The organism is Lentzea cavernae (genome assembly GCF_014653695.1).
Classification (GTDB): Bacteria; Actinomycetota; Actinomycetes; order Mycobacteriales; family Pseudonocardiaceae; genus Lentzea; species Lentzea cavernae.
Map to the genome: position 1 here is coordinate 114,799 of NZ_BNAR01000010.1, position 13,409 is coordinate 128,207.

The 13,409-nt window shown below is 68.7% G+C and carries 14 protein-coding genes; 6 read left to right on the plus strand and 8 right to left on the minus strand.

Annotated elements, in window-relative coordinates:
• Nucleotides 1–89: 89 nt before the first annotated feature.
• Complete coding sequence (gene rpsA / locus IE307_RS29545; RefSeq protein WP_191302660.1) at nucleotides 90–1,580, minus strand: 30S ribosomal protein S1; 1,491 nt, start codon at nucleotides 1,578–1,580, stop codon at nucleotides 90–92.
• A gap of 165 nt (nucleotides 1,581–1,745) precedes the next feature.
• On the opposite strand from rpsA, the gene IE307_RS29550 reads away from it, so the two are divergent.
• The 6 genes from IE307_RS29550 (at nucleotide 1,746) to IE307_RS29575 (ending at nucleotide 7,243) form a co-directional block, all read left to right on the plus strand.
• Nucleotides 1,746–2,594, plus strand: coding sequence for a class I SAM-dependent methyltransferase (locus IE307_RS29550; protein WP_191302661.1), 849 nt, complete (start codon nucleotides 1,746–1,748; stop codon nucleotides 2,592–2,594).
• A gap of 11 nt (nucleotides 2,595–2,605) precedes the next feature.
• Nucleotides 2,606–3,526 carry a GNAT family N-acetyltransferase gene (locus tag IE307_RS29555; RefSeq protein ID WP_191302662.1) on the plus strand — a complete coding sequence of 307 codons (921 nt, stop codon included), beginning with the start codon at nucleotides 2,606–2,608 and terminating at the stop codon, nucleotides 3,524–3,526.
• A gap of 78 nt (nucleotides 3,527–3,604) precedes the next feature.
• Nucleotides 3,605–4,237, plus strand: a complete 633-nt coding sequence (locus tag IE307_RS29560; protein ID WP_191302663.1) for an ATP-binding cassette domain-containing protein — start codon at nucleotides 3,605–3,607, stop codon at nucleotides 4,235–4,237.
• Nucleotides 4,234–6,150 (plus strand): YhgE/Pip domain-containing protein, encoded by a 1,917-nt coding sequence (locus IE307_RS29565; protein WP_191302664.1) that lies wholly within the window; start codon nucleotides 4,234–4,236, stop codon nucleotides 6,148–6,150. Before IE307_RS29560 ends, IE307_RS29565 begins: the two co-directional genes overlap by 4 nt.
• Nucleotides 6,147–6,722 carry a TetR/AcrR family transcriptional regulator gene (locus tag IE307_RS29570; protein WP_191302665.1) on the plus strand — a complete coding sequence of 192 codons (576 nt, stop codon included), beginning with the start codon at nucleotides 6,147–6,149 and terminating at the stop codon, nucleotides 6,720–6,722. The genes IE307_RS29565 and IE307_RS29570 overlap by 4 nt, the downstream gene beginning before the upstream one ends.
• Before the next feature lie 68 nt (nucleotides 6,723–6,790).
• Entirely contained in the window at nucleotides 6,791–7,243 is a 453-nt protein-coding gene (locus tag IE307_RS29575) for a hypothetical protein (RefSeq protein WP_191302666.1), read from the plus strand.
• 4 nt (nucleotides 7,244–7,247) lie between these two features.
• Here IE307_RS29575 and IE307_RS29580 read toward each other — a convergent pair whose 3' ends face one another.
• The 7 genes from IE307_RS29580 to IE307_RS29610 all read right to left on the minus strand — a co-directional run bounded on the left by IE307_RS29580 (nucleotide 7,248) and on the right by IE307_RS29610 (nucleotide 13,395).
• Nucleotides 7,248–7,760, minus strand: coding sequence for a Rossmann-fold NAD(P)-binding domain-containing protein (locus IE307_RS29580; RefSeq protein ID WP_229905193.1), 513 nt, complete (start codon nucleotides 7,758–7,760; stop codon nucleotides 7,248–7,250).
• Nucleotides 7,757–8,329: a P-loop NTPase family protein gene (locus tag IE307_RS29585; RefSeq protein ID WP_191302667.1), complete on the minus strand. Its 573-nt coding sequence runs from the start codon at nucleotides 8,327–8,329 to the stop codon at nucleotides 7,757–7,759. The genes IE307_RS29580 and IE307_RS29585 overlap by 4 nt, the downstream gene beginning before the upstream one ends.
• Before the next feature lie 104 nt (nucleotides 8,330–8,433).
• Nucleotides 8,434–8,637: a cold-shock protein gene (locus IE307_RS29590; protein WP_030476842.1), complete on the minus strand. Its 204-nt coding sequence runs from the start codon at nucleotides 8,635–8,637 to the stop codon at nucleotides 8,434–8,436.
• Nucleotides 8,638–8,810: 173 nt separating this feature from the next.
• Nucleotides 8,811–9,326, minus strand: coding sequence for a hypothetical protein (locus IE307_RS29595; RefSeq protein ID WP_191302668.1), 516 nt, complete (start codon nucleotides 9,324–9,326; stop codon nucleotides 8,811–8,813).
• A gap of 39 nt (nucleotides 9,327–9,365) precedes the next feature.
• Complete coding sequence (locus tag IE307_RS29600) at nucleotides 9,366–10,412, minus strand: Gfo/Idh/MocA family protein (RefSeq protein ID WP_191302669.1); 1,047 nt, start codon at nucleotides 10,410–10,412, stop codon at nucleotides 9,366–9,368.
• A 177-nt stretch (nucleotides 10,413–10,589) separates the two neighbouring features.
• Nucleotides 10,590–11,855, minus strand: coding sequence for a Gfo/Idh/MocA family protein (locus IE307_RS29605; RefSeq protein ID WP_191302670.1), 1,266 nt, complete (start codon nucleotides 11,853–11,855; stop codon nucleotides 10,590–10,592).
• 73 nt (nucleotides 11,856–11,928) lie between these two features.
• Nucleotides 11,929–13,395: a DUF8189 domain-containing protein gene (locus IE307_RS29610; protein WP_191302671.1), complete on the minus strand. Its 1,467-nt coding sequence runs from the start codon at nucleotides 13,393–13,395 to the stop codon at nucleotides 11,929–11,931.
• Nucleotides 13,396–13,409 lie beyond the last annotated feature (14 nt).

Consider the following 13,409-nt stretch of genomic DNA (forward strand, 5'->3'; position numbering starts at 1 on the left):
AAGCAACCCAACCCCAACCCACAAGACGCAAAACGAAAACCCCCACACCCAAAAGGGTGCAGGGGCCTTCGAACAGCCTAACTAGCGACTCACATGCCGCCCGACAGCTTCTCCCGCAGAGCAGCAAGCTGCTCGTCGGAAGCCAGCGTGCCACCGGACTGAGCCGGCGCGCCGACGGAAGCGGAAGGAGCGTCGCCACCGGAGGTGTAGTTGCCCGCACCCTCGGCCGAAGCCTCTTCCTCGGCCTCGGCGGCCTTGCGGATCTGCTTCATGTGGGCCTCGTAACGAGTGTGCGCCTCGGCGTACTGGCGCTCCCACTCCTCACGCTGCTTGTCGAAGCCCTCGCCCCACTCCTGCGACTCCGGGTCGAAGCCTTCGGGGTAGATGTAGTTGCCCTGGTCGTCGTACTCGGCGGCCATGCCGTACTGGGTCGGGTCGAACTCGGAGTCGACCGTGAAGCCCTCGTTGGCCTGCTTGAGCGACAGCGAGATGCGGCGACGGTCGAGGTCGATGTCGATGACCTTGACCATGACGTCGTCGCCGACCTGCACGACCTGCTCCGGGATCTCGACGTGGCGCTCGGCCAGCTCGGAGATGTGGACCAGGCCCTCGATGCCCTCGTCCACGCGGACGAACGCGCCGAACGGAACCAGCTTCGTGACCTTGCCCGGCACGATCTGGCCGATCGCGTGGGTGCGGGCGAACTGGCGCCACGGGTCTTCCTGCGTGGCCTTGAGCGACAGGGAGACGCGCTCGCGCTCCATGTCGACGTCGAGGACCTCGACGGTGACTTCCTGGCCGACCTCGACAACCTCGGACGGGTGGTCGATGTGCTTCCAGGACAGCTCCGAGACGTGGACGAGACCGTCGACGCCACCCAGGTCCACGAAGGCACCGAAGTTGACGATCGAGGACACGACGCCCTTGCGGACCTGGCCCTTCTGCAGCTGGTTGAGGAACTCGCTGCGGACCTCGGACTGGGTCTGCTCGAGCCACGCGCGGCGGGACAGGACCACGTTGTTGCGGTTCTTGTCCAGCTCGATGATCTTCGCCTCGAGCTCACGGCCGACGTACGGCTGGAGGTCGCGGACGCGACGCATCTCGACGAGCGAGGCGGGGAGGAAGCCGCGGAGGCCGATGTCGAGGATGAGACCACCCTTGACGACCTCGATGACCGTGCCCTTGACGGGCTCGTCCTTCTCCTTGAGGGCTTCGATGGTGCCCCACGCGCGCTCGTACTGGGCGCGCTTCTTGGAGAGGATCAGACGGCCTTCCTTGTCCTCCTTCTGGAGAACAAGCGCCTCGACCTCGTCACCGACCTTGACGACCTCGTTGGGGTCGACGTCGTGCTTGATCGACAGTTCACGCGAGGGGATGACGCCCTCGGTCTTGTAGCCGATGTCGAGCAGGACCTCGTCCCGGTCGACCTTGACGATCGTGCCCTCAACGATGTCGCCGTCGTTGAAGTACTTGATCGTCGCGTCGATTGCTGCGAGGAAGTCCTCCTCCGTCCCGATGTCGTTGATCGCGACCTGCTTGGGAGCAGCGGCAACGGGGGCGGTGGTGGTGTCGGTGGACATTAGGTAGGTGGCTCCGGTACGGATTGGCATCGATGGCTTGGTAGTGGTGCGCGCGCAGCGTCGCAGAGACCTTGAATCCCGACAGTTCTGGATCATGGGCAGCGCTAACCCACTACGCACGCGATATCGTACGCGGCTGCGAGACCGGCAAGCAAACCAGGCCCCATGTTAAGGAGCAGTGTGTCCAACCAGCACGCGAGCGCGGAGCAGGCGCTCGGCACGACCGGCATCGTCAAGCGCGGCGCGGACGCCGCCGAGTCGCGGGTGGCGAACCGGATCTGGTGGGACGCGGACGCCGACGACTACCACCGCACGCACGGTGAGTTCCTGGGTGCGGCGGACTTCGTCTGGTGCCCGGAGGGCCTGCGCGAGGAAGAGGCCCGGTTCCTGGGTGAAATCGCTGGTCAGCGCATCCTGGAGGTCGGTTGTGGCAGCGCGATGTGCGCGCGCTGGCTCAAGGACAACAAGGCCGACGTCACCGCCTTCGACATCTCCTCGGGCATGCTGCGGCACGCGAAGCGGAACAACGCCGAGACGGGCATCGACGTGCCTCTCGTGCAGGCCAGCGCCGACCAGCTGCCCTTCCGCGACGACTCCTTCGACGCCGCCTGCAGCGCGTTCGGCGCCGTGCCGTTCGTGGCGGACGTCCAGGAGGTCTTCAGCGAGGTCGCCCGCGTGTTGCGGCCCGGCGCGCCGTGGGTGTTCGCGGTCAACCACCCGATGAGGTGGATCTTCCCCGACGACCCGGGCCCGCTCGGCCTCACCGTCACGCAGTCGTACTTCGACCGCACGCCCTATGTAGAGGTGGACGACGAGGGCAAGGCGACCTACGTCGAGCACCACCGCACGCTCGGCGACTACGTCCGCGCGCTCACGAACACCGGTTTCGTGCTCGAGGACCTGGTGGAGCCGGAGTGGCCGAAGGGCCACACCCGCAACTGGGGCCAGTGGAGCCCCCTGCGCGGCAAGCTCTTCCCCGGCACCGCGATCTTCCGGACCCGCCTGACGTCGTAACCTCACGTGCCATGACCTCGGCACGCGGACTAGTGGCGGCCCAGTCAGCCCGGTTCGCCTCACTGGACCCGTTGCTCCCACCCGCCACCGAACCTCCCGCGGACGGTCACGTCCTCACGGCGGCGTTGGCGGACGGCACGCGTGTCGCCGGTGTCGTCAGCCACGAGACCTTCGAACCGCACTCGGTCACGCGGCTGTGGTCGGCGGCGGAGGTGTGGGAGATGCTGCCGCTGGTCGGCGGCTCACAGGGCATGGACGCGCTGCTCACGCGCTTCCGCCGGTACCTCGACACGCAGGACGTGCACGAGGACACGGCGTGCGTGGTGCATTGGCCGAGCCGCGACACGAAGGCCGCACGGGCGTTCCTCGACCACGGGCTCGTACCGCTGTCGGTGCTCACCGTGCGCTTGAGGACGCCGGCGCAGCACGTCTCGCGCACGCTCACCATTCGCCGAGCCACTCCGAACGACCTGGAGACGGTTCTCGAACTGTCGCTCGCGGAGCTGGAGTACTCCTCCAACGTCGGCTCGACGGTCGTGCGCGAGAACGCCGCCCACGTGAAGCGCCGCGCACTCACCGAACGCCTCAAGAACGCGAGCCCGATCTGGCTCGCCGAACGCGACGGCATCGCGGTGGCGCTCGCCGAGTGCGCGATCGTGTCGTCCGAACCCGGCACCGCGGCGGCCGCGCGGCTCCCCCGCGGCCGCTGGGGGTACGTGAACTGCGTCTCCGTGCTCCCCGGTGCCCGCGGCACGGGCATCGGCCAGCAGCTCCTCGCCCACGCCCACCAGGAGCTCCACCGCATGGGCACGGTCGGCACGTACCTCTACTACAACCCGCCGAACCCCCTGAGCAGCGTGTTCTGGCCCCGTCAGGGCTACCGGCCGCTGTGGACCGTCTGGGAAGTACGCCCCGCCTCAGCCCTTAGGTGACCTATGTCCGAGTTGCCACGGGGAGAGGACTGGAGGAGAATTTGTACTGACCGGTCAGTTTAAAAGGAAGGTAAAGCCGTGGAGATCCACGCCAGTCGCGCAGGCGTCAACGGGGGCCATGGTCCCCTGCTCCGGCCGACTTCGCTGAGCGTGAAGCCCGGTGAGCTGACCCTGGTCGCGGGCGAGCCCGGTGGCGGGCACACGGCGCTCGCGCTCCTGCTCTCCGGCCGCATGAAGCCGTCGACGGGCACGGTGTCGCCGGACGCGAAGACGCTGCGCAAGCGCGTCGTGCTGGTCGACGCCCCGGAGGTCAACGAGCCGGAGGAGGCGCTGACGCTGTCCGCCGTCGTCGGCGAGGAGCTCGCGATGAACCGCATGCCCTCCGGCAAGAAGGCGGTGCACGACTGGTTGGTGGAGCACGCCGCCGATGAGCACGCGGACAAGCGCTTCGAGCACGTCCCGGCACAGACGCGGTGCGCGGTGATGCTCGACCTGGCCGCCGCCCGCCCCGGCGTCACGGCGCTGGTCCTCGACTGCCCCGACCGCTACCACCCGAACCCGCGCGAGTGGTTCGCACTGGCCCACGACTTCGTGACCCCCGAACGGTCCGTCGTCGTCCTGTGCTCGAACTCCTCGGCCCACATCCTCGACATCCCGCACGCGCGCCTTGGTGAGGACAACGACGACACCAAGATGGAGATCCCCGCATGAGCGCCCTTCGCATGGCCTTCAACGAGCTCCGCCGGATCACCTCCGGCAAGCTCCCCAAGCTCGCCGTCCTGGCCCTGGCGCTCGTGCCCCTGCTGTACGCGTCGCTGTACCTCTACGCCAACAAGGACCCGTACGCGAACCTGAACCACGTGCCCGCCGCACTGGTCGTCAAGGACAAGGGCGCCAAGGACCTCAACGCGGGCAAGGACGTCGCCGACGAACTGCTGACGGGCAAGAAGTTCAACTGGAAGGTCGTCGACGACGCCGACGAGGGCGTCCGCAAGGGCGACTACATCTTCGCCCTCACGCTGCCGGAGGACTTTTCCGAGGCGCTCACGTCCGCGGAGCAGAACAAGCCTCGCCAGGGCGTGCTGACCCTGACGACCAACGACGCCAACAACTACCTGGGCTCCACGATCGCGAACCAGGTCGTCTCCGAGGTGCGCCGCGCGGTGACCGCGAAGGTGTCCACCGAGGCCGCCGACAAGCTGCTGCTCGGCTTCTCCACGATCCGCCAGGAGACCACCAAGGCCGTCGACGGCGCCACGCAGCTCGCGGACGGCAGCGCGACGTTGCGCGACAAGCTCGGCGAGCTCGACGGCGGCGTCCAGCAGCTCTCCACGGGCGCGGTGACGGCGGCGAACGGCGCCGCGCAACTCCGCGACGGCACGCACGAGCTCCGCTCGCAGACCGCGGTGCTGCCCGAGGGCGCGAAGAAGATCGCCGACGGCGCACGTCAGGTCGCGACCGGCAACGAGACCGCCGCGACCCAGGCCGAGGAGTACGCGAAGAAGGCCCAGGCCCTCGTCGGCGCGCTCGACCAGGTCAACGGCGACATCGCGGCCCGGCTGCGCGCGGCGGGCTTCACCGAGGACCAGGTCCAGGACGTGATGGCCACGCTCGGCCAGGTCCGCAAGCCCGTCGACGACGCGAACGGCAAGGTCCAGGGCGCCGCCGGCGACCTGCGCAAGCTCGCGACCGGCGCGGACCAGGTGGCCGACGGCGCCGAGCAGCTCTCGTCGAAGATGCCCGGCCTGGTCGCCGGCGTCGTCAAGCTCGACGACGGCGCCACGAAGCTCGCCGACGGCAACGCCCAGCTCCGCGACGGACTGCAGAAGGCGGCGACCGGAACGCCGCAGCTCAAGGACGGCGCCGCGAAGGTGGCCGACGGCTCGGCCCAGCTGCGCGACGGCCTGTCCGGCGGCGTGAACAAGATCCCGAACCAGGACGACCCGACCCGCGCCGCCATCGCGCAGGCGATCGGCGACCCGGTGGCGGTCCGCGGCCTGTCCCAGACGAAGGCCGCCACGTACGGCGCGGGCCTGGCCCCGTTCTTCCTGGGCCTCGCGACGTGGATCGGCGCGTTCGTGCTCTTCCTGCTGCTGCGCCCGCTCTCACGCCGTGCGCTCGCCGCCGGTCAGTCGGCGCTCAGGGTCGCGGTGGGCGGCTGGCTGCCGGGTGCGTTGCTCGGCATCGTGCAGGTGCTCGTGATGTTCACAGTCGTGCGGTTCGTGGTGGACATCGAGCCGTCGAACCCCATCGGCACGTTCGGGTTCCTCGCGCTGATGTCGCTGACGTTCGTGGCGATCCTGCACGCGCTGAACGCCGCGTTCGGCGCCGTCGGCAAGTTCCTGGGGCTGATCCTGCTGATCCTGCAGCTGGTCAGCGCGGGTGGCACGTTCCCGTGGCAGACCATCCCGGTGCCGCTGTACCCGCTGCACTACGGCCTGCCGATGGGCTACGCGGTCGACGGTCTGCGCCACCTGATGTACGGCGGTGACCTCGGCAGCGTCGGAAAGGACGCGCTGATCCTTCTCGCCTGGCTGCTCGGAGCCCTAGCCTTGACGTCCGTGGCGGCCTACAAGCAGCGCGTGTGGACAGCGTCCAAGCTGAAGCCGGAGCTCGTGCTGTGAGCGCGCGGACGACGGCGACCAAGCAGAAGCTCTTCGACGCGGCGTTGAAGCTCGTCGGCGAACGGGGCGCGGCCTCCGTGACCGTCGACGAGATCGCCGCGGAGGCGGGCGTCGCCAAGGGCACGATCTACTACAACTTCGCCTCGAAGGACGCCCTGGTCGAAGCGCTGCTGCACCACGGCGTGGAGATCCTCGCGGGCCGGCTGCGGTCCGCGGAGGGCTCCGAGGACTCGCTCGAGGCGCTGGTCGACGAGATGCTCGGCTTCTGGGCCGAGTACCCGGCGTTCGGCCAGCTGCTCGTCTCGGAGCTGTGGCGCACACCGGGCCAATGGCACGGCACTCTCTCGTTGCTGCGCGACGACATCGTGTCGATCGTGCGCGGTCAGATGAAGCGCCTGTCCGACGCCGGCCGCCTGCCGGAGGGCGTGGAGGTCGGCACCGCGTCGGCGGCGTTGTTCGGCACGTTGCTCGTGATCGCACTCGACTGGCAGGTGTTCCAGCCGGAGCGGTCGCGGGCGGAGGTGCGGGAGTCGGTCATGTTGCTGGTGCGGGGCATGCGCTCGGCGCGCTGACCGGACGACCCGATCGAGCGATGCGTTTGACCGAGCGGGGCCAAAACCCCGCCGGTACGAACGAAGACATGCCGAAACTCCTGAGCATCGCCGCCGTCCTGCTCGCGACCGCCGCCCTCACCGCGTCCCCGGCGCTGGCGGACCCCGAGCCCGTGAAGGCCACCGCCGACTTCCAGGAAGCGCTGTTCACCCCGGTCGACGGAGTCCTCGACCTCGTGGAGACACCCGAGGGCATCAAGGTCACCGGCACGTTCCAGAAGGGCTTCTCCTCGGACCTGCCGTCGGACTACCAGCTCCTGGTCCTCGACAACGCCGAGGTGATCGTCGACTTCACGAAGGAGTTCCAGGAGGTCGCCGAGATCAAGGCGGCGGAGGTCGCGGAGTTCGAGTTCGTCACCGAGACCAAGCAGAAGATCGCGGACATCCGCAACGAGGACGTGGTGGTCCGCCAGCTCGCGACCGTGGCCGCCGGCATCGAGGTGCAGGCGGAGATCGGCCGGGCCAAGATCCAGAAGGGCTGAGAGCTCAGCGGGCGTCCTCGTGGTGCAGCGAGGGCGCCCGTCCTTCCAGCCCTCGTTCGACGGCTTCCAGCACCGCACGGTTCGTGCGCACCATCGCGTCGTGGGTGAAGTGGCCGAGAAGGATCTGCTGCGTCGGGTGCGGGAGCACGGGGTCGGGCACAGGCGCGGACGTGTGCACCTCCACCACCGGCGCTCCTTCGGCGAGAAGGTGCCGCACGGAGTTGAGCACGCTCACGCGGTAGTTGTCGTGCACCCACGCCACCAGCAGGTTCACCAGGTGGCCTTCGAGCTCGTACTCGACCTCCGACGTGAGCTTCGCGGGATCGGCCCAGTCGGCGCGGACCCACGTCGGCCGGTGGCCCCGTGAGATCGACGCGCGCGCCGCCCGTCCCGGCCCGTCGTCGGCCATGAGCGGCTGTCTGCGCGAGGGCAGCACCACCCGCCAGCCGCGTGCCACGAGCCGGCCCGCACATCCGGCCAGCATGCCTGTCCCGCCGAGCACCAGTGCCGTTCTCACCGAGCACGCTCCTCCCCGACCGAGGCGAGCGGTCCCGAGAGCCACCGCTCCACCTGCCACTGCCCGCGCAACCGCACAACCACGACGTCGTCGACCAGGGCGAGCACCCTGGCCCTGTTGCGCCGGTAGCTCTTCCAGCCCCACCGCAGGATGTGCTCGGGGTCGGTGAAGGCCGACCACAGCGACCGTTCCCGGTTACCGTTCCACAACTCCACGCCCGCCGCGCGACGCCGGACGGTCCGGCTCACCAGCCGTCCCATCACGACGGGGAACAGGTGGTCGAGCCACACCACCGTGTCCGCCCGCGCGAGCAACGCGGGCCGCGCCGCCTTGTACTGGTACTCGGTGACCCAGTGGTCCTCCCGCGCGAACGCCACCACCTCGGCCAGGAACTCCGGCCGGGGCGTCCACCGCGGACCCCAGTAGAGACTGTCCAGCTCGACCCGGCGCAGGTCGTGCTGCTCGGCGATGCGCAGGCAGAGCGTCGACTTGCCGGACCCGGCGTTGCCGGCGACGAGGACGCGCCGGGGCACGTGCGGCAGCGGATCAGCTGGTCCGAGCAACGGCATCGAGCCAGGCTAGCGGCCAGGTCCCCCGGGCGAGAACCCAGTGCTGGCAACAAAAAACCGCAGGGCCCCCGGGAAGTCCCGGGGGCCCTGCGGGTGAAACAACGTCAGAGAGCGGTGACGTTCGTCGCCTGCGGGCCCTTCTGGCCCTGCGTGATGTCGAACGAGACCTTCTGGTTCTCCTCGAGGCTGCGGTAGCCGCCGCCGTTGAGGGCCGAGTAGTGGACGAAGACGTCAGCGCCGCCGTCCTCGGGGGCGATGAAGCCGAAGCCCTTTTCAGCGTTGAACCACTTGACGGTGCCGTTAGCCATGTACTGCTTCTCCTTGATTACTGAAGAGCGGGCCGCACTGTGCGACCGCTCCGTGGTTGGTCATGAGCCGACTTGCCCCAACCGTGAAGATGGAGAAGTGCTCGCAACTGAAGTTTGGCGAGCGTGCAATACACGAACACAAAACCGCAACCAACATGGAAGTGTACCCGAAACTAGCCGCGCTTGCGCTGAGGTACCGCGAACCTCTGCTGCATGAGTGAAATCCGGAGCACGAGGAAGCACGCGAGAGCGGCGGCCCCTATCGCGCACAGCGTCGAAAGGGTGGAGAACACGACGTATGCGGGTGTGTCGAGCAACATGGACTCGAGTACGTCACACACGACCATGGCGAGGAACGCGTACTGCCAGGGCTTGATCAACGGGCTCGCGACGCGCTGCTCGAACGGCACCTCGCGCTGAGCCGGATCGCTCGCCTTCCACACCTGCGACACCATCCGCACGCCGTGCAGCGCGATCGCCTCGGCGTTGTGCGTCGCGCCGCGGTACCACACGATCGACGCCACGGCGGCCGGGATGATCAGCACGATGGCGAGGAAGCTCCACGACGACGAGCCGCCCTGCCAGTCGTTGATCGTGCCCCAGATCGACTCGAGGGCGACCAGCGCGATCAGACCCATGCTGACGTACCCGGTGACCCGGACGTCCTTCAGGTCGATGTAGATGTCCAACGCAAACGCTCCCCGGACACGGCGGACTCGGCGGGGAGACTACCGCCCGAATCCGCAGCCCAGTTCCGCGAAGGTGGCGATCTTCTCCGCGGCCCGCACGACCACCTCGTCGATGCCGTCGAGCACCACCCGGTCGCCGACGCGGCGGGCGGGCAGCGGCGGCACGTCGGCCTTGCCGCACTGTTCGGCCACGGCGGTGAACGCCCGCGCGGCGGCCAGCGGCGCGACCAGCGGTTCGCCGGTCTGCCGGTGCCGGATGAGGTTCTCCAGGAGGTCGACCGACGGTGCCACGGCCATGCGGTGGTCGTTGACCGTCAGCCTGTCGTCGTCGTACCACCAGACGGCCTGCCCGAGCGATCCGTGCACCAAGACAACCGGTGGCAACGATGTCGCCGCGCAGAGCGTGGTGGCGACCACGACCGGAGGCGCGCCATCGGCCGTGACTCGCACACAGGCCGTGTCGTCCGCACTGATCGTGTCGCGGCACCGGTACAGCTCCAACTCGACGGAGATGTCGGACCGTTCCTCGACATCGGCGAGAAGCAGCGCGTTCTGCAGCGCGTGTGCGAACGGGTTCACGAGCGTCCCGTCCTCGCCTTGCCGTCCAGCCCACTCCGCACGCTCGTAATAGGAGTCCGTGCGCACCCAACGCCCTGCGGCGCCGATACCGGAGATGTCCCCCAACGCACCGGAGCCGATCAACGAGCACAGGCGCCGGTACGACCCCGTCCCCTGCGTCTGGAACCCGACCTGGCACACGCGACCGAGCTTCTCGGCCTGTGTGCGGATCTCGTCGAAGTCCGCCACCGACAGCACGGCCGGCTTCTCGACCAGCACGTCGCAGCCCAGTTCGAACGCCGCCAGCACGAGGTCGCGGTGCGTCGAGGGCGGTGAGGACACCACGACGACCTCGGGGTGCAGCTCGGCGGCCAGCGTCTGCAGGTCCGAATACGACGGCACCGGCACGTCGACGTCCGCCACGTCGACCACGCCGACGAACGTGGCGAGCCCGTCGTGGCCCAGCCGGACCAGGTTCTCCACGTGCCGCGCCCCATGCCCACGAGCACCGACCAGCGCAACACGCATCGCTCTCACCCTTCTCGGGCGGACTCCACCGCGCCCACCAGCATCAGCCGCCGTGCCTGGAATATCAATGCACCGCGCCAACCAAGACACGTTTGCGACAGCTTCCGGGCAACAGCGGTCAACGCCGCCACCCGAACGGGCAATGGCGCGGGGAGCACGATGACCGCTAAGGGGTCCTCACCGGAGGTCGAGGACGTCGGCGACGTGGACCGGCTGCCCGGTCTCGAAACTGCGATTGGCGGCGAACCCGGTCAGCAGCGACAGCGCGCCGTCGTGGTGCGTCGCCTTGCGTCCCAACGGGTCCTCCTGCCCGGGCGGCCCGTACAGCGCGTCGACCATGCGCCGGTCGGCACCGCCGTGCCCGTCCCGGTCGTACTCCAGCGGGACGTCCTCGCGCTCCTCGAACAGCCGCTGCACCGAGAGCTTCGCCCAGCCCTGCTCCGGGTTGGCGGTGACGCCGTGCACCGACGGGTTCTGACTCGACACCCACGAGTTCTCGACGACTTCGAGTTCGAGACGCCCCTTGCTGCCGTTGACCATCAGGCGGTAGCCCTCCCACGGCGAGTAGGCCGTGAGGTGGTAGGTCAGGTTCGCGCCGCTGGCGTAACGCACGAGCACGGACATGTCGTCCTCAATGGACACACCAGGTTCGAACGGGTTCTGGTCGCGCCGATAGCCGTCTTCGTGCTGTGCGTCGACGTAAAGCTTTTTGAGCCAGTCGTTCTGTTCCAGCTTCATGTCGAACCGCTCGTCCTGGGCGTAGCCGTGGCGCTTGCCGTTCTCCTCGCCGTAGAAGAACAACCGGCCGTGCGCGTACACGGTTTCGGGCACCGAACCGACCCACCAGTTGAGAAGGTCGAAGTGGTGGGTCGCCTTGTGCACCATCAGGCCACCGGAATTCGCCTTGTCGCGGTGCCAGCGGCGGAAGTAGTCGGCGCCGTGCCGGGTGTCGAGCAACCATTCGAAGTGCACGGAACCGATCTCGCCGACAGCGCCGTCCGCGAGCAGCGCGCGCACCTTCTCGTGGACCGGGTTGTAGCGGTAGTTGAAGGTGACCGTGACGGTGCCGTCGTTGCGGTGCACGGCGTCGAGGATCCTGCGGGCCGACGGGACGTCCGTCGTCATCGGCTTCTCCGTCACGACGTCGCGGCCCGCGTCCAACGCCTCCACGACGTACTTCTCGTGGTGACGGTCGACAGTGGTCACGACGACGACGTCGACGCGTTGTTCGTCCAGCATCTTCAGGAAGTCCCCGGCGTCATAGGCCGGAACCGGTTCCACACCCGATTCGGTGAGCCGGTCGTTGTGGACGTTCATCCTCGTGCGGTTCACGTCGGCGAACGCGACGAGCTCGCAAGTGCTCGCGTGCTCGACCGCGATGGCGTGGACGTGCCGCTCCGCCCGCGAGCCCGTGCCGACCACCGCGTAGCGCCTGCGAGCCATTCGCGACCTCCTCCGGGTGAAACGACAAGGCCGCGACCCGGAGTCCGAGTCGCGGCCTTGTCACGTGATCAGGTCAGCTGACCGTCTTGTCCCCCAGCACGGCCCACTGGCTCCAGCCCGCCTTCTCCTTGAAGAAGCGGCGGATCGGCTTGCCGTCGTCCGTGCGGGCGAAGACCTCGACGGTCTTCGTCTGCGCGTGGTACATCGCGGTCGGCGTCCCGGAGACCTTGGTGGTGCCGAGCCGCGCCCACGGGGTCCAGCCCTTGTCGGTGGCGCGGGAGTGCTCGACGTAGCCGCCCTCGCCGAGCTGCACGACGTCGATGGAGCCGGTCGTCGAGTTGAAGACCGCGGACGGCGTGCCGGTGCCCTTGCCGCCCAGCGTCGTCCACACGCCCGCCGCGTACTGCTCGACGCTGCCGGACTCGGTGCGCACGAAGACCTGGTCGACGGCGGTGCTCGGGTCGCTGACGATCTTCTTGTCGCCCTGGTCGGCCCAGGTCGTGCCGTCCCACTTGATCAGCTTGCCGTCGGCGGAACGCGCGTAGACGTCCTTGTCGGCGACGGCCGGGTCACCCTCGATCTTGCGGTCGCCGACCGGCGCCCACTTGTCCGTGAAGCGCAGCAGCGAGCCGTCCACGCCGCGGGCCAGGACCTCGACGGTCTTGGTGCTGTCGTTCCACACCAGCGTCGGCTCGCCCGCGACGGCCGTGTCGCCCAGCGCGAGCCACTGGCCGTCGACGCGGCGGTAGACCTTGCCGTCCGTGCCGCGCGCGAACACCTCGACGATCTTCGTCTGCGGGTTCATCAGCGCGACCGGGTCGCCGGCGAAGACCTCGGGACCGAGCTGCTGCCAGCCGCTCCAGCGACTGGTCTTGTGGAAGTTCGTGATCACCGTGCCGTCGACGCCGCGCGCGAAGATCTCGAGCTGCTGCTGGCCGGTGTTCGAGATCTGCGGGCCCGAGCTGACGACGAGCTTGTCCGTCACCGGCGTCTCGCTGCCGGTGTCACCGCTGCCGGCCTCGACGATGTTGTTGTAGCGCAGCGGCACGTACCGGCTGGCAGTGGCGGCGCTCCACACGCGCTGCACGGGCCTGCTGCCGTCCGGACCCGCCTGCTCGCGCACGATGGGGCGCGTCTTGGCCGCGTCCGCCCACCCGATGAACAGCGCGACGTGGTTGAGCCGGTCGTTGAGCGCGTCGCCGGGACGGAGGTCCTTCCAGTCGATGCGGTGCGCGACCTGCTCGAGGATGTGCGTGGTGTAGGAGATGCGCAGGCCCCAGGCCATGGAGACGAAGCCGGAGCAGTCGGTGCGGTAGGCGCCGTACTTGTTGCCGAAGCAGTCGCTCTGGCTGTACGGCACGCGGGCGGCGAGCCAGGTGCGCGAGCGCGCCAGGACCTCGCTGCGAGTGACCTTCGAGTTGGCCTCGTACGCGCCGCAGAAGACTCCGCCCTCGGCCGCGACGGCCACGTCGGGCATGGCCAGCGTCGAGCCGAAAGTGATGGCCGCCGCTGCCACCGCCAACATCCCCCACCGTTTCATGCCGGTCACGTTAG

Bases quoted from the DNA above. Each gene is read 5' to 3' on its own strand.
- rpsA (WP_191302660.1), bottom strand. From the start codon at position 1,580: ATGTCCACCGACACCACCACCGCCCCCGTTGCCGCTGCTCCCAAGCAG.
- IE307_RS29605 (WP_191302670.1), bottom strand. From the start codon at position 11,855: ATGGCTCGCAGGCGCTACGCGGTGGTCGGCACGGGCTCGCGGGCGGAG.
- IE307_RS29575 (WP_191302666.1), top strand. From the start codon at position 6,791: ATGCCGAAACTCCTGAGCATCGCCGCCGTCCTGCTCGCGACCGCCGCC.
- IE307_RS29600 (WP_191302669.1), bottom strand. From the start codon at position 10,412: ATGCGTGTTGCGCTGGTCGGTGCTCGTGGGCATGGGGCGCGGCACGTG.
- IE307_RS29585 (WP_191302667.1), bottom strand. From the start codon at position 8,329: ATGCCGTTGCTCGGACCAGCTGATCCGCTGCCGCACGTGCCCCGGCGC.
- IE307_RS29610 (WP_191302671.1), bottom strand. From the start codon at position 13,395: ATGAAACGGTGGGGGATGTTGGCGGTGGCAGCGGCGGCCATCACTTTC.
- IE307_RS29590 (WP_030476842.1), bottom strand. From the start codon at position 8,637: ATGGCTAACGGCACCGTCAAGTGGTTCAACGCTGAAAAGGGCTTCGGC.
- IE307_RS29550 (WP_191302661.1), top strand. From the start codon at position 1,746: ATGTTAAGGAGCAGTGTGTCCAACCAGCACGCGAGCGCGGAGCAGGCG.
- IE307_RS29565 (WP_191302664.1), top strand. From the start codon at position 4,234: ATGAGCGCCCTTCGCATGGCCTTCAACGAGCTCCGCCGGATCACCTCC.
- IE307_RS29555 (WP_191302662.1), top strand. From the start codon at position 2,606: ATGACCTCGGCACGCGGACTAGTGGCGGCCCAGTCAGCCCGGTTCGCC.